Raw genomic sequence first — 20,433 nt, 5'->3', positions numbered from 1 at the left:
ATTTTGATTAGTTGGGTTAATGCCCGGATGAGTGCAATCTTATTTCTCCCGGTTTTAAAGCCGGAAGGGGTTAACTCAATTTTTTAGCCGGATCGTGTTCGTAGCACCATCCGGCTTTTTTAATTCAGCCACCTCAGGATTCTGGATGTTTATGGTCAATATCTGTTCATAGATGTCTTAATGGTTTATATTTTTATTTCAATACAGTGATCTTTTTTCCCTGGATCTTAAAGCGGACTTCTCCAGTGAGCTCCAGTTTGCGCAGCACCTTACTGATATGGTCATATTTAGATACACTTCCGCTAAACGTTTCCTGTCGCGGGGCACCAGGTTCATAAACCACTTCTACATCATACCATCGCGCCAGCTTTCGCATAATCTCTTCCAGGCTCTCATTCTTAAAAATGAATACCCCATTTTTCCAGTCCGTGTTTCTTTCCATATCCGCCTTTTGCACGCTTAACCCGGCTGGCTTAAGAATAGACGCTTCTCCCGGACTTAAAGTTACCTCATGACCCGTCTTCAGAGAAGATACCCTTATTGATCCCTCCAGAAGTGTTGTTCTGGTATGGGGTTCATCCGGATAGGCATTGATGTCGAAATGTGTTCCTAGAACCTCTACCTTTTGCTGATCTGTGGTAACTATAAAAGGATTTTTGAGTTTCGCTACCTCAAAGTAAGCTTCCCCACTGAGTGCTACTTTACGTTCATTAACCTTAGAAAAAGCAGTCGGAAACTTTAAAGACGAAGCCGCGTTGAGCCATACTTTTGTTCCGTCCGGCAGGGTCAGTGTATATTGTCCTCCTCTGGGTGTACTAATGGTATTCTGACTGGTTTTTACCTGATCAGCACCGCCGCTGATGCGGTAAATCAGCTGGCCTTCTCCCGTTTTGACAATCTTAACTCCCGATACTTCAGCCAGTTCACCATTCCGTGCATTTTGCAGGTTAATCACTTTTCCATCTGCTAAGGTCAGCAGCGCTTTATCTCCTCCGGGGACAATTAAGACCGCAGTGTCCTCTTTTACGAAACGATCAGATTTAAAATAATAGAGCCCCAGACAAAGGATAAGAAAGATTACCGCAGCGGCAGACCAACTGCGATAATCCCAGCTCCGAACAGCTACAGATTGCTGTTTCTGGCTTTCCTTGTAATCGAAGATATACTGAAGCAGATCGGATTCCTGATTTGCGGTCAGCTGTTTTTCATCGGTAGATGTATTTATAGCATCGTCAAGCAGGTCACTTAGTTCCTTTTCATTTGCAGGATCATCAACCAGTTCATAAAATTCTGCAAGCTCCTCTAATGAGCATTTTTCATTTAAGTACTGGTTTAACAAATAAGGAAGTTTCTGATTCATCATATTTCGTGGAAACGGTTTATTCATCTCGTCTTTATCGTCAGCTACCGTTTACCCTTATATAGACACCGGAAAAGAAAGGTAGGGGTAGTCTGGTATGAAATATTTTCAGAAATACACAAAAAACTATCTTAGCGTAAGATCAAGGCAACAATTACCATCGGGATTCCCATCTTCTTAAAGTAAACACGGAGCCCGCGCAGGGCGCCTTTCATGTGAGAATGGACCGTTGCAGGAGCAATATTCAACCGAAGCGCGGCCTGTTCATAAGTCAGCCCTTCTTTATGACAAAGGTTATAGACCTGTTGCTGCTGAGGGGGAAGTTTTTCTATCGCTTTATGCATCAGCGCTACTGTATCTTTATAATCCAGTGCATATTCTGTAGAATGATCAGGAAAGTTTTCATCTGCTTCGAAATCGCCGACCAGCACTTTGTGTTTAGCAATATTGCGCAGGGCATTTAAAGAAAGGTTACGCGCAATTCTATGGAGATAAGCTCTAAAATTAGCCACATTTCCAAGGCCGGACCTGTTTAACCAGATGTTTAGAAAAACGTCCTGAATAATTTCTTCTGACAGTACTGGAGATCGTGTCAGCTTCAAGGCAAAAGCATAAAGACCGGGATACCGGGCTTCAAATAATTGACTGAAAGCTTGTCGGTCCCCTCCGATAATTCTTTTCAGCAGCTCGGGTTCGTCGTATATAGGTTTAATTGACAGAAATTATCCTCCCTGCTAAAACAATTTGAAATTTCATATGTATATTTACTATGAGATCCAAAGATAAGTTTTATATACTATAATTATATACTATGAGGCTTCTGGTTTATACCCCATTGATCACTCCACGCATAAAATATATCTTTAATTTTATTTTTAGGGATATACTCCGGACCGATCTGGACATCAGCCAGAACTTAGCTGAATTTATCAACTTCGAAGGGCCGAAATTTTGTTACGGGAAACAAGCAGCTGGCAACTCACTATTTTTCAAAAGCACCGGATTACTGACCGATCAGAAGATCAAAGCCCAACGGATAGGGATCACCACTTTTGGAGATCAAAAAGTCCCCTTTCCGGTAGCGGGCAGCTGTTTACCTTTTGACATTTTTGCAGCTTCTTTTTACTTTCTGAGCAGATATGAGGAATACCTTCCTTTTGACGACCGTAAGGGGCCTAACTACCGCGCTGCATTAAGCCTTCAGCATAAACTGGGTTTACTCCAGGTACCCGTAATTGATGAATGGTCACTGATTTTAAAAAACATTCTGCTTAAAAATTTCCCTTCCCTTTTGTTTGGGAAGAAAGATTTCAGCTTCCGGCCGGCTTACTCTCCCAGGCCAGCCCCTCATCCCAGCAGATTGAAAAGAGCTTTACATTTTATGAACTCTTTACTAAAAGAGCAATTGCAAAGAAAACATTATGAACAGCAGATAAAAGGGATTCATGGTCTGCTTGCAGAAATGAATAAAAATGGCATTTCCGGTCCGCCGGAGTTCCTCCTTCCGGATAAAAAAAGGAGTAGCAACTGGGAAGAAAGGTTAAAAATCCCCAGGAGTTATCTCAGACTGACGACAAAAAACATCAACCATGATTACAGTATGTATTATCCGGATACCCCAGGCTTCAGAGCAGGCACATGCAGTCCGTTTTACTGGTATGATCTTCAGATAGAAAAACAATCCCAGTTAAAAATATACCCGATTGCATTGACAGATATGGGGTTACGGTCTGGAAAAACCGCTAAAGACCTGCTGCTACAACTAAATGAACTGATGGATCATGTAAAGTTGGTTAACGGTAGTTTTTACAGTCTCTGGCATGATAAGGCCATTGCTCTTGCCTAATCTTTTATCTTTACACCTTCTAGACCTTCACACGATGATATTTAACCTTGATAAGACGACTTCCATTGCCAATGCTTTCCTGGCCGAGCTCCGTGACGAGAACATCCAGAAAGATTCCATGCGTTTCCGAAAAAACATGGAGCGTCTGGGAGAGTTTTTTGCCTATGAGATCAGCAAGACGCTTGAATTTCAACGAAAAGAAACTCAAACACCCTTAGGCCTGGCTAACACTGCTTTTTTGACGGAGCAACCGGTATTAGCCACCATCTTAAGGGCAGGAATCCCCCTACATCAGGGTTTATTAAACGTCTTTGATCAGGCAGAATCTACATTTATTACCGCATATCGGAAGAACCATAAAAACGGAAATTTCGTGATCCAGGTGGAATATATTTCGACTCCCGATCTGACCGACAAGGTGGTGATCATGGCCGATCCGATGCTCGCAACCGGGATGAGCATGGTGTTGTGCTGCAAAGAATTGTTAAACCGTTACCAGATTAAGGAATTACACATTGTATCGGCCATTGCCAGTACAGAAGGGGTTAGTCATGTGCGGGCAAATCTGCCTAAGGCGAAGCTTTGGCTGGGCGCTATTGACGAGGAAATGACCAGTAAATCGTATATCGTTCCTGGTCTGGGTGATGCAGGAGACCTCGCCTATGGTGTCAAACAATAAAGTTCAAAAATGAGTGCAGAAAAAAGACCGGTCCTGAAACTTCAGCTTTCCTTTGTCGACAAAGGATTGGAAGCTTTGGGATTGTTGCTTTTATTGACGGGATGGACCTATCTGGTATTGGCTTATTCAAAGCTTCCGGAATCCATTCCAACACATTTCAGCATCTCGGGGAAACCCAATGCTTTTGGTCACAAATCGGACCTCTATAATTTGATGACCGTAGCAACGGCATTGTACCTGCTGCTGACCATCGCAAACCTGTTTCCTCAATATTTCAACTACCTACGTTCCATTACTGCTGAAAATGCAAGGAGACAATATACCATTGCCACAAGGATACTTCGATACCTGAAAGTAATGATTGTTTTTATCTTTGTTGCGCTGGTCTGGATTACCGCAAGGTATTGACACCGGTATAACCCCCTGAATAATGATTAAACATATTTTTTTCGACTTAGACCATACGATCTGGGATTTTGACCGAAACGCGGAAGAAACACTGATGGAATTATATCATCAGTATCAGCTTGAATCCCTGGGCCTGCATTCTTCACGTCAATTTATTGACACTTATACTGAGAATAACCACTTGTTATGGGCAGAATACCATTTAGGAAAAATCACTAAAGAAACGTTAAGATCTGAGCGTTTCAGTAAAACTTTTATTCAGTTAGGTATACATCCTGCTCATATTCCGTCTCAATTTGAAGACGATTATGTTCGTATGACCCCTACAAGAACCAATTTATTTGAGGGCTCAGAAAAAGTATTGACTTACCTGCAAAAAAAATATACGTTACACATCATTTCCAATGGATTCAAGGAAAGCACCTTAATCAAAATGGATAAATCAGGGTTAAATCCCTATTTCACAAATGTGATCATTTCAGAGGATGTAGGTGTTAACAAGCCTGACAAAGCCATTTTTGAGTATGCTTTGCAAAAAGCTTCCGCTCAAAAAGAAGAGAGCATTATGATTGGAGATAGCCTGGAAGCCGACATCCGCGGCGCTCAGGGTTATGGAATGAAGGCCATTTATTTTAATCCCCTGAACAAGGAAAAACCGGAAGATGTGTTGTGGCAGATCACACATCTGGAAGAATTACTAAATCATTTCTAAAGGCGATAATTTTTGGTACAGGATTCGCGTTTCCTAAGTACACACCAATAAAAAAACCGCATGAAAAGATTAGTTTTAGTCCTTGTAGCCATGCTACAGACCCTGCTCATTTTTGGGCAAAGTCGCAGCAGTTCCGAAGTATTTGTTGAGATTCCTGAACGCGGGAATTATGTCGTTTACCTGGATGACGACTTTGCCGGATCCGCTAAAGGCCGTTTTCGGTTTTATGAGGTATACAGGAGCATCCCAACACTGATCGTGATGCAAGATAGCCAGGAAGTTTTCCGCAAACGGATCAATGTTCCTGCAAATACCCGCATGCTGTTCAGTTATTCGAAAAGATCCGGACTACGCAATGTGGTCAATCTTCCGGTATTTGACCGTGGACAATATGCATTGGACAACTGGGACAGGAGCTTCAACAACAATAACAACAATGGGGATGAACCAATTGGGCATGAAGTGATGACTACAGAAGAGCATACCAAACTGATGGAGATGTTTAAACGTGAACCCTTTGAGCAAAACCAGCTAAAGCTGATAAAAGCCGCAGTAAAGACCAATTTGATGACCACAAAACAATTGATTACTTTTCTGAATCAATTTTATTTTGACTCTAAAAAGTTGGAACTGGCAAAATATGCTTACCCCTATATTGCAGATCCTAAAAATTTCGTTGCGGTCACAGAAACACTTGATTTTCAGTCCAGCAAAGATCAAATCTTTGCGCTCATGAACAAAGAATAACATTTTCAAGATGAGCAGGACTAAAGATCATAAAAGGATTCTGGATATTGCAGACAGGTATCGAAATCGGCTGAAAGAGATTGATGAATCCACTTTTTTACTGAGCCCCCCTGTCGGAGGCTGGTCTTACAGTGAGGTTTACTTTCATATTTTTGATGCGAGTATCCTTTCCTTAACGGAAATGACCAATACCATATCCGGCAAAGGAGAAAGCAAAGCAACTGCTTTTGCTGTGAAACTGATTTTGTTCTTTGGCCGCTTACCTCCCGGAAAAAAATATAAGGCTCCTAAAAAACTTGCAGCCAGACTGAGGAAAGTCAGCAAAGCCGAGGCTTTGGAGATGATGGATGAGTTTCTTTCACAACTGGATGTCGCCTGCGAGCAGATCAAAAATGCGGATAGGGCGCTAAAAACGCCTCATCCAAAACTTGGATATTTAAATGCTTTTCAATGGTTGAGATTTATAGAAATTCATTTGAACCATCATTTGCAACAATTGCGAAGGATTGGGCGGAGCTATCTAAGATAACCCAACAAATTTCACATATTTGTCTTTCTGTTATCTTTATAAAAGAACAAAAAAATATACGCTTATGAAAAGGATTCTTTATATCAGTTGTTTTGTTGTCGCATTGTCTGCCTGTAATTCCAGTCCAAAGCAAACACAAACGGTGATCACTCCAACACCGACAGGCCTGCCTTCCGCCACAACGCCGGTAGCCAGTACCGGAGAGAGGCCAGCAAATAATCCTGCTCATGGCCAGCCTTTTCATGATTGTGCACTTCCGGTTGGGGCTCCTCTGACCGCAAAAAATAACACGTCTGCTACAGCTGCTCCAACTACGCCGGTTGCAGTTCCGGTTACCGCCAGTCCGGCAAGTACTCCGGTAACAACAAGCGCTCCTGCCATTCCAAAAAACCAAAAAGGGGTTAAACTGAATCCTGCACATGGACAACCGGGACATAGCTGTGCTATTGCTGTTGGCGCACCTTTAACATAAATTAAGCAAGGCTAAAGAAGAATGAAAATTCCAAGTATTCCTGGTTTTGATCAGGGAGCAATAGAGAAATATGCTAAAAATGCAGGCTGGTTATTAATCGCCAGAGTGGGTAGCCTTGGAATAAAAATTCTGATTGGTATATATGTCAGCAACTATCTGGGTGCAACCCAATTCGGTATATATAATTATCCGTTGGCATTTGCTACTTTTTTCATTGCCGCAGCAGCATTAGGCCTGGATGGCTTTGTAACAAGAGAACTGCTGCGTTTTCCTGAGCAGAAAAATCAGCTTCTGGGAACGGCATTCATCCTAAAACTCATCGGAGGACTAGCCATCCTTCCACTCATCTATTTCGCCTATCAGATTCTTAATGGGATTAAACCGATAGAGGCTTCTTTTTCCTACGTCCTGATAGTCAGCTTTACGGGGATATTTCAGGCATTTAACATTATCGACAGTTATTTCCAGTCCAGGACACAGGGTAAATTTATCATGAGCGTCCAGATATTGGGAAATCTGGTCTCTGCTGCATTCAAATTAATACTCATCCTCTGCGGGATGAGCCTGAACTGGTTTATATTTGCCCTGCTTCTGGATGTGATCTTACTGGCTATAGGTTATATCTATGTGTACCAAAAAAACGGATCTTCTATTTTTGAATGGAAGTTTGAAAGCAGCATTGCTAAATTCTTATTAAAAAATTCCTGGCCAATGGCCTTTTCAGCAATTCTGGTTTCCATTTACATGAAAATAGATGCGCTGATGATTCAAAGCTATCTGGGCTCTAAAGAACAAGGAATTTATTCAAGTGTGGTTCAATTATCGGAGTCCTGGTATTTTATCCCTGTTGCCATTGTTACTGCCGTTTTCCCGGCAATTATGAACGCAAAAAGAGATGATCCTGAGCGATACCAGAAGCGCCTGCAGAATATGTATGACCTTATGGTGTGGATTAGCCTGAGTATCGCCATTTTCATGACCTTTGCCTCCCCAATTATTTATCACCTGTTTTATACTCCGGAATACTGGAAAGCCTCACACGTTTTATCTATCCATATCTGGGCCGGCATTTTCACCTTCCTGGGAACAGCCAGCGGTCAGTTTCTCATTGCCGAAGGCTATACCAAATTCTCTATGTTCCGCACCGGGGCAGGGGCGCTGATCAATATTGTTTTAAATGTTTACTGGATTCCTGAATATGGGATCACCGGGGCGGCTGTGGCTACGTTGATTGCCTATTTTTGCACGAACTTCATGGTGCTGCTGGTGCCAAAAACCCGGCCACAAGGCATTATGATGCTCAAATCCCTATTCCTGATCACCCTATTTGAAAAAATCAGAAACAGGCCCCGTTCAGCTCAATCTTAGGCGAATAACCATTGCTTTCAATAATTATACGGATATACTAGCTTTTTGCGTTTAACATTTTAACTTTGAGTATTAAATATTGAGGGGGCCTGAGAAGGTTTAATTCCTTAAAGCTCATGGCAAACCCGATATCAAAGGGCTTCTGGCCCTTGCTGACAATTAAAAACATAACCATTACAAATGTCCTTAAGAAAGGTAGTAAGATCAATCGTATTAAAACCAATAAACATGCTGGACCTTATTCAATTAAAGTCCAAAATAAAGAATTCATCTGCACCTTTGAACATCATCATAGGCTCTGAGAAAACTGCTTATGCCAACTGGCTGCCCACCAATATCGAGAGTTTAAATCTATTGGAAAAGCAGTCCTTTCAAAACCTGTTTGGGGAGAAGAAAGTAACCAAATTCCTGGCAGAACATGTTTTTGAACACATCAGCTATGACAATGCATTAATTGCTTTAAAAAACTGTTACCAATACCTGGAAAAAGGGGGCAGTATCAGGATTGCAGTTCCGGATGGTTTTCACCCCAATAAAGATTATATCGATATGGTAAAACCCGGAGGATATGGTGAAGGTGCCGACGATCATAAATTGCTATACGATTACCAACAGCTATCCAAAGTACTGGAAGATTCCGGGTTCCGGGTTCAGCTACTGGAATATTATAACGAACAGCAGCAGTTTCATTTTGTAGACTGGAAAAGTGAAGACGGTCATATTCTGAGATCCAGAAGGTTCGACAAAAGGTTTAATGAGCCTTTAGGTTATTCTTCTCTGATCATTGACGGTATTAAAGATTAATTTAAAATGGCCATAATCACAGAAGATATTGTCGCTTCCTATAATGATTTCTACACAGGTAGTGATGTGGAATGGCGCATGCTGGGTGCAAAATCCAAAGCCAAAAACCTGATAGAAGTTTGTCAGGGAATTCAGCCTGAAAAGATATTGGAAGTAGGCGCCGGAGATGGCAGCATTCTCCATTACCTGAACGACTGGAAGTTTGGTAAAGAACTCTATGCACTGGAAATTGCAGACAGTGGCGTTTCCTTAATCAGAGACCGGAAGCTGGAACGGTTAAAGGAAGTGAACAGCTTTGATGGTTATACCATTCCTTATGCAGACGACAGCTTTGACCTTGTCATCCTGGCCCATGTACTGGAACATGTAGAGCATGAGCGGATACTGCTTCGCGAATTAAAAAGAGTAGCAAAATATCTGGTGATAGAAGTTCCTTTAGACTATCGTTTTGGGGTCGACAAGCGAATGAAGCACTTTTTGAATTATGGGCATATCAATATGTATACCCCTACCCTGATCCGTTTTCTGTTGCAAAGCGAGGGCTTTTCTATAACCGCCGAAAAAACTTCCCTTACCCCTGTTGAAACCATCAAATTCTGTGAATTTAAGGTAAAGAAAACACCCAAAACATTATTCAGGACATTAAGAATTGAGCTGGAATACCGGATCAAGAATCTTCTGGGTGCTATTTTAGGAAAAAACAAACGGGAACAATTTGGTAATGCTTATACCGTTCTTACTAAAAAATCAACCCAAAACCTCGAGATCTTCTAAATATGCAAAGCTTTGCACCCATTGCCTTATTCGTTTACAACAGGCCACAGCACACCGAACGAACCATAAAATTCCTTAAGCAGAATCAGCTGGCGACGGAAAGCAGGTTATTTATCTTTTCAGATGGGTTTAAGTCTGCGGAGGATGAAGCCAAAGTACTGGAAGTCCGCGAACTGCTGAAGAACATTGAAGGTTTTAAGTCTGTTGAAGTGGTGGAACGTAAGGAAAATATGGGACTGGCCAACTCGGTGATTGCCGGGGTAAGCCGACTGGTAAAGGATTATAAGCAAGTCATTGTTATGGAAGATGACCTCATTACATCGCCCTATATGCTGACTTATTTTAATGAAGCCTTAAACCGTTACCGCAATGAGGACCAGGTGATGCATATCGGAGCGTATATGTATCCTCTGAAGGAAAACAACCTTCCTGAATCCTTCTTTTACCGTGCAGCAACCAGTTGGGGCTGGGCAACCTGGGATCGTGCCTGGCAACACTTCGAGCCCAATATCGATACCCTGATGGCGCAATTTGATGCCAGAAAGAGATCGGCCTTCTCCATTGAGCATAAAATGAATTTCTGGAAACAGATGCAGGACTTCAAAAAGGGGAAAAATAATTCCTGGGCAATCCGCTGGTATGCTTCGATCTTCTTAAAAGGAGGATTAACATTAAACCCATCTCAATCCCTGGTCAACAATATCGGCCATGACGGAACGGGAATCCACTCTGGAATAAACGACATTTACAATGTGATCATCAATCCGAAGCCGATCACTGAATATCCTTCCGAAATAAAGGAAAATAAAGCCGCTTACGAGATCATCAAGGACTTCCTGTCTACCAGAAAGGGTAGCCTGTGGGAAAGGCTTAAAAGGTACGTAAAACAACGTTTAGGATAAAAACCCTTTTGAGGATTTCGCAATGGCCGGATAGGAAAAATCCGGGCCATCCTTACGATGGAATATCTAATTCCATTTCGGCGGATAACCCGGATTCATCAGTATATGCTTATGCTTTTCTCGCCTCTAAAATAATATAAGGCGATAATTGTCTGGAGTTGAATGGAAAAACCTTAGTAAACAATTTACCCGCCAGCCACATGGTTTTCTTCAATAATCGTACACCTGCAGGTTTATTCTTTTCATTTTCCAGCCAAAGACTAAAATGTCCGAAGTATTTAGACTGAACCACTTCTAGTCCGGCCTGTTTACAAATATTGGCCAGCAAGTCCGGGTCCATGCAGTTGATGTTGTGCTTATCATAATTCTCTTTGTCAAACGTCTTTTGGAACCAGCCATTCAGTGCCTTAAAATTCGGCAGGGTAATGAATAAAGTTCCTCCTGGTTTAACAAAGGCAATATGCCTGTTAATGATATCGGCGGTATCGTTAAAATGTTCAATCAGGCCGCAGGACAACACCAGGTCAAACTGATTTTCCGGTTGATAGTTAAACAAATCGGTTTCCACGATATGAATGTCCGCTTCTTTCAACTGATTGGCTTCCAGCAAAGCATTCGTTACCGGCTGATGGACAAAATAGTCCAGCAGGGTAACGTTGAGTTTGAAATATTTTTTTAAAAATACCGCATAGTACCCTGGAAAACCTCCGAGTTCTATGGCAGTCTTTACACCTTGTTTATTAATAATTTCACCAAGCTCGCGATGAAAAAGATAATCTGACGGAATGTTAACCGATAGCCCGGTTTTGCTCTCCCAATAATTCACCCAAAACTGTCTGTCCGTTAACAGGTTTTCCATATTATTTTTTTAAATCTTTTAGTATCTCTGCTACTGCGCGTTCCAGTTGCGGGTCCTTATCCTCCAACCGGTCAGTAAATGTATTTTTCACATAAATATCAGGAGATACCCCTTCACTTTCTATATTCTTTCCGTCCAGGGTATAACATCCCCAGGAAGGAAGGCGGTAAGATGAACCATCTACCAGACCCTTAGCGGAGGTAAAGATAATCCAACGATAGGTTTCTGTGCCAATAATCTTACCTAATTTTAATTCTTTGAATCCTGCGGCCGTCATCTCGGCATCACTTAGCGACTGTTCATTGATCAGCAATACGATTGGTTTTGCGGCAGGACCGAAATTACTTTGCGGAGCCATTTTTCCGCCACGGTATTTCCATTGCAGGTATGGACGCTGTGCCAGGAACTTCAGTACCTCATCATGTACATTGCCTCCGGTATTGTAACGCAGATCCAGAATAATTCCTTCTTTATTATTCTCTTGTGCAACCATGTCCAGCAGGAAGTTTTCCAGCTCGCCACCACCCATGTTTTTCATGTAAGTATAGGCAATCCTATTATTTCCCAGTTGTTTTACCCGATCTCTGTTTTTTGCAATCCATTCATCATAAAGATTGCCCCTCAAGGTACCTGAACTCTGTGGATGTACTTTGGCGGTGATGGTTTTTCCTCCTCGATCAACAGTTAAAGTCATTTCTTGTCCGAGGGAAGGCATGGTAAAATAAGCATCCCGGTCGGTATATTTATCCACTTTAATCCCATTCACCATCGTAATAACATCCCCTGCTTTCAGGTCAACGCCAGTATGCCTGGCATTGCTTTTTCCTACGATACGGGCTATTTTAAGCGGCTCAGTATCAGAAAAAATGATTCCGGTTTCATTGGTCGCATAGTTCAGGTTTTTACGCTCTTCAGCCCCGAAGCTGTTAAAGCCAAGGTGCGAGGAGTTTAATTCTCCCAACATGTCGTTTAAAAGTATCCGGAGGTCACTGCGGTTATTCAGATAAGGAAGATAACCGGCATAATGCTGTTGTGTTTTTAACCAATCTACTCCATGGAAAGTTTCGTTATAGAAATTCTCTTCCAGTCCAGCCCAGGTTTCATAGAACATCTGATTAAACTCCTCATTCAGGTTCCGGTTAAATTTAAATCCGATATCTAAACGCTCCAGTTTATTTCCCTCCAGATTGTATTTATTGATTACCCCACGGACAAGCATATAATATTTACCTCCTGCTTCAACAAGCCCCCCGTATCCTTCAGTCACCTTTTCTGTTTTACTGCTTTCAAAAGGCTCTGTTATGGTCCGGTAAATTCCGGGAATACCGCCTTCGTGATTAGAATAGAAGAACATATAGGTTTTATCTCCTTTAGCGAGTACTTCTACCCCTTGTTGTGATCCGAAAGATGGCCCCTGAAGTTCAATCCGGTCCATGATATTCTGGGTATTGATGGTGATCACTACAGGCTTCGTCTCTTTCTTTTCCGCAGTTTTGGTTTTTGTGGTATCTTTTTTAGCGGTGCTTTTTACCTCTGGTTTCTCCTCCTTTTTCTCTGTAAACAGCTCGTCAAACTTATCCATACGATAGGGCTCATCGTATTCATCCAAAGCCATTCTGTAGACATGTGCGTCCTGCATTCCGGTAGGATAAGAAGGCTTTGTTCTGGAGCTGACAAAATAAATGTATTTTCCATCCGGCGACCATGCCGGAGCAGCCTCAGAAACACCTGTATTGGTCAGGTTCAGTGTTTTATTGTCCTTGATGTGGTGTACAAAAATATCCTGTTCAAAATTACGATAGGCAGTGAACAAGAGGTATTCCCCATTAGGAGAGAAGGATGGGGAAGAGTTCGAAAAGGCCCAGATTTCATCCTTTACCACGGTCCTGCTTTCCAGAGATTTCAGGTCCAGCATACGGACCTCATCCCTGCCGCTCAGGTAAACGGCCTGTGTACCTGCCTTATTAAACGCGATATCCCGGTTATTTCTATTGTCTTTGGTCAGCTGTTTAATTGCGGCCTTTCCATCTGCAGCAAGGGTAAACCAGTTTTGATAGCCTTTATAGGTCTGGTTAAAAAGTAGGGTACGGTTATCAGCAAGCCATTTTACTTCCATTGCACGTTCCGTTGAGGATGCTCCTCGTTCCATCTTTTTAACAAATTTCCCTTCCGCATCACTGACAAACAGTTCTCCTCTGGAAATAAATGCAATTTTCTTCCCGTCAGGAGAAAGGTCAAATGCGGTAATTGAGGCGCGGACATCAAATTCCTGCTCTTTTTCCAGGATGTTATTTCTGGAAATGCCTATTCTGATCTTCTCAGATTTCTGAGTAGCCACATCATATAGATAAAGCTGATAATCTTTCTCGAATACTATTTTATTTCCATCAGCAGCAACCGTTGGGCGCTTAATCGCCGTCTTAAAATCAGTCAGACGTGTTTTTTTACCTGCTTTAAAAGTATACAGGTTATATTCTTCATTCCATTCATCCGAGGCGAAGAAAACATTTCCGTTTTTATCTACTGTAGCCCAGAAATCCTTGCCTTTATAGTCTGTATATTGTTTATATGATTTTGTCTTGGGATTCCAGGATTGGATATCGGGGTTAAAGGCCCCTTTGTAACGCTTGCGGTTGGCAAAGTTTTTACTTTCCCAGGTATCATTAAAAAACAACTCCCCGTTAGGTGCCTCGGCAATATTGTGAATGGTATTGAAATAATGATCGAACAGGCGTGTTGCCGTCCCCCCGTTGATTCCTACCTTATAGGCAGTATACATATTATACCGTCCTGAAGTAAAATAAATGCTTTTAGAATCCCAGCTCCAGTTATCCACTTCATCCGCAGCATCATGGAAAGTCAGTTGTTTTACCGTACCACCATTCAGGGGCATCAGGTAAACATCGTAGTTTCCAAACTGGTTGGAAGAAAAAGCAAGCCATTTTCCATCCGGGGAAACTTTAGGATTAATCTCATCGCCAGGCATTGCAGTAAGACGGCTCGCTGCGCCTCCGGCAGCAGGAACTTTCCATAAGTCTCCTTCAAAACTAAACACAACAGTCTGACCATCTGGCGTTAATGCAGGATATGCCGTAAAATAAGGTTCGTTCTGAGCCTTGGTCACCATATTGGAGAGCAACAAGGCAGCAGTAAGGGCGTAAAAAACTTTTTTCATTGTATATATTTGGTTCTAACTTTTTTAAATTATTTTTATCGGCATACAAACAATGTTTTTTCTATTATACTGTTTTAAAGATAGGTTCGTCGGAACCAACGAAAATACATAAGAATTTAACAATGGTTCAAAATAATAGATAAATTTGATAAATTGAAAGTAGTACACTTAAATACATACGAAGGGAACGGAGGTGCCGGAAGGGCTTGTCTGCGGTTGAGCGACGCCTTAAAAGCGCATGATATCGATTCTAATGTGATGGTCTACTTTCAGTTTAAGGAAAGTAAGCTAACGGATACTTTTAGCAAAAATCCATTTCAGAAGGCTTTAGCTGTTTTCAGTATCCTATCGGAACGCTATTTATCTAAATTATTTTCAAAAGCCCTGAAAACACCTTTCTCCTTACAATGGTTTGGACGTTCCGTGATCAGACACCCCAAAGTAAAAGAAGCAGACATCATTCATTTACACTGGATTAACCATGGTTTTTTATCTCCCAAATTCCTCGCCCAGCTGGACGAACTGGAAAAGCCTGTAGTCTGGACTTTCCATGATAGCAATGCCTTTACCGGCGGTTGTCATGTTCGCTATTCCTGTGAGAATTACCATAAGGAATGCGGTTCCTGTCCTTTATTAAGGTTCAGTGGAAAGGATGATTTTTCGCATAAAACCTGGCTGCGCAAGAAAAAGGCCTATTCAGAGCTCAACTGTCATATTGTGGCACCAAGCAACTGGATGGCCGAATCCGTAAAATTCAGCAGCTTACTGGGAACCCGTGAGGTTACGGTTATTCCCAATACAATTGAGACCAATGTTTTCAAGCCCTATGTAAAATCAGAGGCAAAAAAAGTGCTAAAGATTAATCCGGATAAGTTTGTCCTGATGAGCGGCTTTATGCCTTCAAAGAACGATAAGCATAAGGGAACTTCTTATCTTATTGATGCCCTGAATGACCTGGCCACCAGACCGGGAATTATCAAAGAAAACATAGAACTCGTGATCTTTGGAAATAAAGACAATGCGGACATGCCGAAATTCCCGTTTAAAACGACTTTTCTGGGAACCATCAGCAATGACAGTCACCTGGCCAAGTGTTATTCTGCTGCAGACGTATTTATCACGCCCTCACTGGAAGATAACCTGCCCAATACCGTAATGGAAAGCCTGGCCTGCGCCACTCCCGTTGTGGCCTTTAAAACGGGTGGGATTCCGGATATGGTGAGACATCTGGAGAATGGATATCTGGCAGAGTATAAATCTTCGGAGGATCTTGCAACCGGTATAGAATGGCTGTATCACGATGAAAATGCTCCGGAAATTCAAAAAGAAGCGAGAAGAACCATATTAACTCAATTCTCTGAATCTGTTATTGCAGAAAAACACTTATTATTGTATCAATCCCTTATTAATTTACAGCCGCGCTAATTTTTAGATTTATCTCATGCAACCAAAGCTAAGTGTCATTACCATCGTTTATAACAATGTAAAGGATATTGAGCGCACCATGCTTTCTGTGTTAAACCAAACCTATCAGAATATAGAATACATTCTGATTGACGGGGCTTCTACGGATGGTACAAAAGACATCATCTATAAATATAAATCAAGACTTGCCCAGTTCATTTCTGAGCCCGACAAAGGGATTTATGATGCCATGAACAAAGGTCTGTCTATTGCGACCGGAGATTATGTGCTGTTCATGAATTCGGGAGATGAGATCTATTCACCGGTAACGGTTGCTGAAGTATTTGAGACGGCCGCCGCAGCAGACATTTATTATGGAGAAACTGAAATGTTTAATGAGCGCTGGGAAAGCCTGGGGCAAAGAAGACATCATTCTCCTGAAAATTTCGACTGGCAGAGTTTTAAATATGGAATGAGCATCAGTCACCAGGCGATTTATGTAAAACGCAGTCTGGCCGAGCCTTTTAATCTGGAATATAAATACAGTTCTGATATCGACTGGATCATCAGGGCAGCAAAAAATGCATCCAGCATTGTAAATACCCATAGCTATGTTGCAAAATATCTGGTGGGTGGGGTTTCCAAGAAAAAACACCTGGCCAGTCTGAAAGAGCGCTTCCGCATTTTCACTAAATATTACGGCCTTGTTCCCAATCTGATCAACCATATTTTCATTGCAATTAACCTGGCGCAATATTATATCCGCCACCGCAGAACCAATGATTAATCATTTTTCATGCCTTTCCTTTCCCATATCAGCATTCCGAAAACAGGCATCAACAGCTTCCCTTTTTCTATTCCCGCTTTCAGGGATGGTTTAACACTCAGGCTGCGCGATAATGTAACTTTCTTTGTAGGGGAAAATGGCTCGGGGAAGTCCACATTACTGGAAGGCATTGCAGATCAATGTGGTTTTAGTCTTCGTGGAGGAAATCGCAACCATCAGACGGCACATGCGGAAGAAGTAGAGGGATATGATGGCTACCATACGCCGCTCAGTAAATCAATCACCCTGGGATGGACCCCTAAGCGCATCAGCAATGGCTTTTTCATGCGCGCAGAGAGCTTCTTCAATTTTGCGGATTATATCGATGAGCTTGCCAAAAGCGACGGGAGTATCCTGGATGCCTACGGTGGCAAATCACTACATGAACAATCTCATGGGGAATCCTTCCTGTCTCTGTTTCAAAACCAGTTTCGAAACGGCATTTATATTCTGGATGAGCCTGAGGCTGCACTCTCTCCCAACAGGCTGATGACCTTCATGTCGATCATCCATAAACTGGAACAATCCGGCAGGGCCCAGTTTATTATTGCCACCCATTCTCCTATGCTGCTTTGTTATCCGGGCTCAACCATTTTCAGTTTTGGAGATAGCGGACTGGAAGAAATCGGATATAAAGACACCGAACATTATCAGCTGACGAAGAATTTCCTGGATAATCCCGATGCCTATTTCCGCTTTCTGTTTGAATAGATCAGCCTGATGTCTGCAGCATCGGGAGATTATTTATTGATATCGGGAACAGATTAGGGATTTGTAGACCACAATCCTGCTTCTTTCAGAAATACCCTGCGGTTAAGTTTCAATTGCGCAACCACCAGTTCTGCAAAATCTTCCGGTTGCATCACGCGGTCAGGATTTCCATCAGTTAATTTAAGGTCCTTTGCCATATCTGTAGAGACCGTGCTCGGCACCAATGTGCTCACACGAATATTGTGCTTACGGGCTTCCTGCATCAGAGATTCAGACATGCCTATCAGGCCGAATTTGGAGGCGCTGTAAGCACTGGTTACCGCAGCTCCGTTTTTACCGGCAGTTGAAGAAACGTTAATAATATCTCCTGTTTTTCTTTCTATCATCTCCGGGAACACCGCACGTGTAACGTAATACGGGCCTAACAGGTTTACTTTTATAATTTCTTCCCATTTTGCCGGCTCCAGCTCCATAAAAGAACCAAAAGCAGCAATACCTGCATTGTTAATCAGAATATCAATGGGACCCAGTGAAGATTTCAGGGCAGATACTGCTGCATTAACGGCGTCAACATCGGTTACATCTGCAGTTGCGATGCTTGTTTTAACTCCATACTGAGCAATTTCCTGAGCTACCTTTTCTAAGTCGGCGGCCGTTCTCGCTACTAAGCCGATCTGAACACCTTCCTGTGCCAAAGCAATCGCGATTGCTCTTCCGATTCCTTTTCCTGCACCAGTAATGATGGCACTTTTTCCCTTCAATGATTCCATGTTATTTCGTATTAAGCGGCAAAATTAAGAAAAAAGAGGGCCATCCGGGATGATTTTCGGACTTATGACTTATAAATAGAAAAAGCCCGCAGGTATATACCTGCGGGCTTTAATATCCATATTCCGGTTTGACTACTAGAAATTTTTACCTTTTATCTTACGTTCACCTTCAGTTAAGTGGATTTTACGCAGACGCATACTTACCGGAGTTACCTCGATGTACTCATCAGCCTGGATATACTCCATACATTCCTCTAAAGAGAATTTAATAGCAGGAGCAATACGGGTGTTATCGTCAGTACCTGAAGCGCGCATGTTGGTTAAAGCTTTACCTTTAACAATGTTAACTACTAAGTCATTATCACGGATGTGCTCACCCATAATCTGACCTTCATAAACATCAACACCCGGATCTACGAAGAAACGGCCACGATCCTGTAATTTATCGATAGAATAAGCAGTTGTTGTACCTTTTTCCATAGAAACCAATACTCCGTTTAATCTTCCAGGAATGGTACCTTTCCAAGGCTCATAAGCTTTGAAACGGTGTGCCATAATCGCTTCACCACCTGTAGCAGTTAACACGTTATTTCTCAATCCGATGATACCACGTGCAGGGATTTCAAACTCTAAATGTTGTAAATCTCCTTTAGGCTCCATGATCAGCAACTCACCTTTACGTTGTGTTACCAATTCAATTACTTTACCAGCAACTTCACCCGGTACATCTACGATCAAAGTTTCAACCGGCTCACATTTTTTACCATCAATTTCTTTGATGATTACCTGTGGCTGTCCAACCTGAAGCTCGTATCCTTCGCGACGCATGGTCTCGATCAATACTGATAAATGCAGAATACCCCTTCCATATACTAAATAAGCATCCGGAGATTCAGTTTCTACTACCTTAAGGGCTAAGTTTTTCTCCATCTCTTTGTAAAGACGTTCTTTGATACGTTGAGACGTTACAAATTTACCTTCTTTACCGAAGAATGGCGAGTTATTGATGGTGAACAACATGTTCATTGTAGGCTCATCAATTTTGATTACCGGCAATTGTTCCGGTGCATCAAAATCAGCGATCGTATCACCAATGTCAAAACCTTCAATACCTACCACTGCGCAGATATCTCCTGATTTTACTTCAGTAGCACGGATTTTTCCTAAACCTTCGAAAGTATATAATTCTTTTACTCTTGATTTTACAATTTTACCATCACGTTTGATCAAAGTAACCGGTTGGTTTTCTTTGATAGAACCACGGTGAACACGTCCAACTGCGATACGACCTACGAAAGATGAATAATCTAAAGAAGTGATCTGCATTTGTAAAGTACCATCGTTTGTTGGTGCCGGAGGAATGTTTGCTACCACTGCATCTAATAAAGCAAAGATGTCTGTTGTAGGCACTTTCCAGTCAGTACTCATCCATCCTTGTTTAGATGAACCATAAATTACAGGGAAGTCTAACTGGTCTTCTGTAGCTTCAAGGTTAAAGAACAATTCGAAAATTTGCTCGTAAACCTCTTCAGGGCGACAGTTTTCTTTATCTACCTTATTTACAACTACGATTGGTTTCAAACCTAGAGCCAAAGCTTTTTGTGTTACGAAACGGGTTTGAGGCATTGCACCTTCAAACGCATCACACAATAACAATACTCCATCAGCCATTTTCAATACACGTTCTACTTCACCACCAAAATCGGCGTGACCAGGGGTATCAATAATGTTGATTTTTACATCTTTATACCTAACGGATACGTTTTTGGAAACGATGGTAATACCACGTTCACGTTCCAGGTCATTGTTGTCAAGTATTAAATCTCCCGATTGTTCGTTATCACGGAAGATGGAACAAGAGTGTAAAATCTTATCAACCAGTGTAGTTTTGCCGTGGTCAACGTGGGCTATGATAGCTATATTTCTTATTTTTTGCATAAAATGCGTGTAAATTTTTGCGCAAAGATACAGTTTATTATCGACATATCAATCAATTAGTTAAGAGCAAATTCTGAAAAATAACCGGGCTTTTTATAATCTGATCGTTATGACCATTTTATTGCTATTCTCTGTTGATGTTGCACCGG

20 protein-coding genes are annotated in these 20,433 nt (G+C 41.9%); 14 read left to right on the top strand and 6 right to left on the bottom strand.

Annotation, left to right across the window (positions count from 1 at the left end):
* Positions 1-193: 193 nt before the first annotated feature.
* On the bottom strand, positions 194-1,363 hold the full coding sequence (locus BFS30_RS06600) for a FecR family protein (protein ID WP_167353132.1): 1,170 nt from the start codon (positions 1,361-1,363) through the stop codon (positions 194-196).
* A gap of 128 nt (positions 1,364-1,491) precedes the next feature.
* Positions 1,492-2,031, bottom strand: a complete 540-nt coding sequence (locus BFS30_RS06595) for an RNA polymerase sigma factor (RefSeq protein ID WP_257785603.1) — start codon at positions 2,029-2,031, stop codon at positions 1,492-1,494.
* A gap of 140 nt (positions 2,032-2,171) precedes the next feature.
* Between BFS30_RS06595 and BFS30_RS06590 the strand changes: the two genes are divergently transcribed.
* The 11 genes from BFS30_RS06590 to BFS30_RS06540 all read left to right on the top strand — a co-directional run bounded on the left by BFS30_RS06590 (position 2,172) and on the right by BFS30_RS06540 (position 10,601).
* Positions 2,172-3,206: a DUF7033 domain-containing protein gene (locus BFS30_RS06590; RefSeq protein WP_069378556.1), complete on the top strand. Its 1,035-nt coding sequence runs from the start codon at positions 2,172-2,174 to the stop codon at positions 3,204-3,206.
* A gap of 34 nt (positions 3,207-3,240) precedes the next feature.
* A complete protein-coding gene (gene upp, locus BFS30_RS06585; protein ID WP_069378555.1) occupies positions 3,241-3,885 on the top strand; it encodes a uracil phosphoribosyltransferase in 645 nt (214 codons plus the stop codon).
* A gap of 9 nt (positions 3,886-3,894) precedes the next feature.
* Positions 3,895-4,293: a DUF1648 domain-containing protein gene (locus tag BFS30_RS06580; RefSeq protein ID WP_069378554.1), complete on the top strand. Its 399-nt coding sequence runs from the start codon at positions 3,895-3,897 to the stop codon at positions 4,291-4,293.
* 22 nt (positions 4,294-4,315) lie between these two features.
* Entirely contained in the window at positions 4,316-5,005 is a 690-nt protein-coding gene (locus tag BFS30_RS06575; protein ID WP_069378553.1) for a YjjG family noncanonical pyrimidine nucleotidase, read from the top strand.
* Between the two features lie 60 nt (positions 5,006-5,065).
* On the top strand, positions 5,066-5,752 hold the full coding sequence (locus tag BFS30_RS06570; RefSeq protein WP_083251977.1) for a DUF4476 domain-containing protein: 687 nt from the start codon (positions 5,066-5,068) through the stop codon (positions 5,750-5,752).
* 10 nt (positions 5,753-5,762) lie between these two features.
* Positions 5,763-6,281, top strand: coding sequence for a DinB family protein (locus tag BFS30_RS06565; RefSeq protein WP_069378551.1), 519 nt, complete (start codon positions 5,763-5,765; stop codon positions 6,279-6,281).
* A 64-nt stretch (positions 6,282-6,345) separates the two neighbouring features.
* Positions 6,346-6,753: a hypothetical protein gene (locus BFS30_RS06560; protein ID WP_069378550.1), complete on the top strand. Its 408-nt coding sequence runs from the start codon at positions 6,346-6,348 to the stop codon at positions 6,751-6,753.
* A 21-nt stretch (positions 6,754-6,774) separates the two neighbouring features.
* Positions 6,775-8,121, top strand: coding sequence for a flippase (locus BFS30_RS06555; RefSeq protein ID WP_069378549.1), 1,347 nt, complete (start codon positions 6,775-6,777; stop codon positions 8,119-8,121).
* A 228-nt stretch (positions 8,122-8,349) separates the two neighbouring features.
* On the top strand, positions 8,350-8,925 hold the full coding sequence (locus tag BFS30_RS06550) for a hypothetical protein (RefSeq protein WP_069378548.1): 576 nt from the start codon (positions 8,350-8,352) through the stop codon (positions 8,923-8,925).
* 6 nt (positions 8,926-8,931) lie between these two features.
* On the top strand, positions 8,932-9,699 hold the full coding sequence (locus BFS30_RS06545; protein WP_069378547.1) for a class I SAM-dependent methyltransferase: 768 nt from the start codon (positions 8,932-8,934) through the stop codon (positions 9,697-9,699).
* A gap of 2 nt (positions 9,700-9,701) precedes the next feature.
* Complete coding sequence (locus tag BFS30_RS06540) at positions 9,702-10,601, top strand: glycosyltransferase (protein WP_069378546.1); 900 nt, start codon at positions 9,702-9,704, stop codon at positions 10,599-10,601.
* 109 nt (positions 10,602-10,710) lie between these two features.
* On the opposite strand, the gene BFS30_RS06535 is transcribed toward BFS30_RS06540, so the two are convergent.
* Together BFS30_RS06535 and BFS30_RS06530 are read right to left on the bottom strand one after the other, a co-directional pair.
* Entirely contained in the window at positions 10,711-11,460 is a 750-nt protein-coding gene (locus BFS30_RS06535; RefSeq protein ID WP_069378545.1) for a class I SAM-dependent methyltransferase, read from the bottom strand.
* A 1-nt stretch (position 11,461) separates the two neighbouring features.
* A complete protein-coding gene (locus BFS30_RS06530; protein WP_069378544.1) occupies positions 11,462-14,635 on the bottom strand; it encodes a S41 family peptidase in 3,174 nt (1,057 codons plus the stop codon).
* Positions 14,636-14,788: 153 nt separating this feature from the next.
* Between BFS30_RS06530 and BFS30_RS06525 the strand changes: the two genes are divergently transcribed.
* The 3 genes from BFS30_RS06525 to BFS30_RS06515 are packed head-to-tail and all read left to right on the top strand — an operon-like array spanning position 14,789 to position 17,576.
* Positions 14,789-16,060 (top strand): glycosyltransferase family 4 protein, encoded by a 1,272-nt coding sequence (locus BFS30_RS06525; RefSeq protein ID WP_069378543.1) that lies wholly within the window; start codon positions 14,789-14,791, stop codon positions 16,058-16,060.
* A 16-nt stretch (positions 16,061-16,076) separates the two neighbouring features.
* Entirely contained in the window at positions 16,077-16,826 is a 750-nt protein-coding gene (locus tag BFS30_RS06520; protein WP_069378542.1) for a glycosyltransferase family 2 protein, read from the top strand.
* 9 nt (positions 16,827-16,835) lie between these two features.
* On the top strand, positions 16,836-17,576 hold the full coding sequence (locus tag BFS30_RS06515) for an AAA family ATPase (RefSeq protein WP_069378541.1): 741 nt from the start codon (positions 16,836-16,838) through the stop codon (positions 17,574-17,576).
* Between the two features lie 53 nt (positions 17,577-17,629).
* Here the strand turns inward: BFS30_RS06515 and BFS30_RS06510 are convergent, their stop codons facing one another.
* Positions 17,630-18,346 carry a 3-ketoacyl-ACP reductase gene (locus tag BFS30_RS06510; RefSeq protein WP_069378540.1) on the bottom strand — a complete coding sequence of 239 codons (717 nt, stop codon included), beginning with the start codon at positions 18,344-18,346 and terminating at the stop codon, positions 17,630-17,632.
* A 135-nt stretch (positions 18,347-18,481) separates the two neighbouring features.
* Positions 18,482-20,284: a translational GTPase TypA gene (gene typA, locus BFS30_RS06505; protein WP_069378539.1), complete on the bottom strand. Its 1,803-nt coding sequence runs from the start codon at positions 20,282-20,284 to the stop codon at positions 18,482-18,484.
* Positions 20,285-20,433: the final 149 nt, after the last annotated feature.

The sequence above is a fragment of the Pedobacter steynii genome (assembly GCF_001721645.1).
In the GTDB taxonomy this organism is placed as follows: Bacteria; Bacteroidota; Bacteroidia; order Sphingobacteriales; family Sphingobacteriaceae; genus Pedobacter; species Pedobacter steynii_A.
The sequence above is the reverse complement of the archived record's forward strand: the minus strand, read 5'-3'. Positions and strand labels throughout refer to the sequence as shown.

Bases quoted from the DNA above. Each gene is read 5' to 3' on its own strand.
- BFS30_RS06600 (WP_167353132.1), bottom strand. From the start codon at position 1,363: ATGATGAATCAGAAACTTCCTTATTTGTTAAACCAGTACTTAAATGAA.
- BFS30_RS06590 (WP_069378556.1), top strand. From the start codon at position 2,172: ATGAGGCTTCTGGTTTATACCCCATTGATCACTCCACGCATAAAATAT.
- upp (WP_069378555.1), top strand. From the start codon at position 3,241: ATGATATTTAACCTTGATAAGACGACTTCCATTGCCAATGCTTTCCTG.
- BFS30_RS06580 (WP_069378554.1), top strand. From the start codon at position 3,895: ATGAGTGCAGAAAAAAGACCGGTCCTGAAACTTCAGCTTTCCTTTGTC.
- BFS30_RS06575 (WP_069378553.1), top strand. From the start codon at position 4,316: ATGATTAAACATATTTTTTTCGACTTAGACCATACGATCTGGGATTTT.
- BFS30_RS06570 (WP_083251977.1), top strand. From the start codon at position 5,066: ATGAAAAGATTAGTTTTAGTCCTTGTAGCCATGCTACAGACCCTGCTC.
- BFS30_RS06565 (WP_069378551.1), top strand. From the start codon at position 5,763: ATGAGCAGGACTAAAGATCATAAAAGGATTCTGGATATTGCAGACAGG.
- BFS30_RS06560 (WP_069378550.1), top strand. From the start codon at position 6,346: ATGAAAAGGATTCTTTATATCAGTTGTTTTGTTGTCGCATTGTCTGCC.
- BFS30_RS06555 (WP_069378549.1), top strand. From the start codon at position 6,775: ATGAAAATTCCAAGTATTCCTGGTTTTGATCAGGGAGCAATAGAGAAA.
- BFS30_RS06550 (WP_069378548.1), top strand. From the start codon at position 8,350: ATGCTGGACCTTATTCAATTAAAGTCCAAAATAAAGAATTCATCTGCA.
- BFS30_RS06545 (WP_069378547.1), top strand. From the start codon at position 8,932: ATGGCCATAATCACAGAAGATATTGTCGCTTCCTATAATGATTTCTAC.
- BFS30_RS06540 (WP_069378546.1), top strand. From the start codon at position 9,702: ATGCAAAGCTTTGCACCCATTGCCTTATTCGTTTACAACAGGCCACAG.
- BFS30_RS06535 (WP_069378545.1), bottom strand. From the start codon at position 11,460: ATGGAAAACCTGTTAACGGACAGACAGTTTTGGGTGAATTATTGGGAG.
- BFS30_RS06530 (WP_069378544.1), bottom strand. From the start codon at position 14,635: ATGAAAAAAGTTTTTTACGCCCTTACTGCTGCCTTGTTGCTCTCCAAT.
- BFS30_RS06520 (WP_069378542.1), top strand. From the start codon at position 16,077: ATGCAACCAAAGCTAAGTGTCATTACCATCGTTTATAACAATGTAAAG.
- BFS30_RS06515 (WP_069378541.1), top strand. From the start codon at position 16,836: ATGCCTTTCCTTTCCCATATCAGCATTCCGAAAACAGGCATCAACAGC.
- BFS30_RS06510 (WP_069378540.1), bottom strand. From the start codon at position 18,346: ATGGAATCATTGAAGGGAAAAAGTGCCATCATTACTGGTGCAGGAAAA.
- typA (WP_069378539.1), bottom strand. From the start codon at position 20,284: ATGCAAAAAATAAGAAATATAGCTATCATAGCCCACGTTGACCACGGC.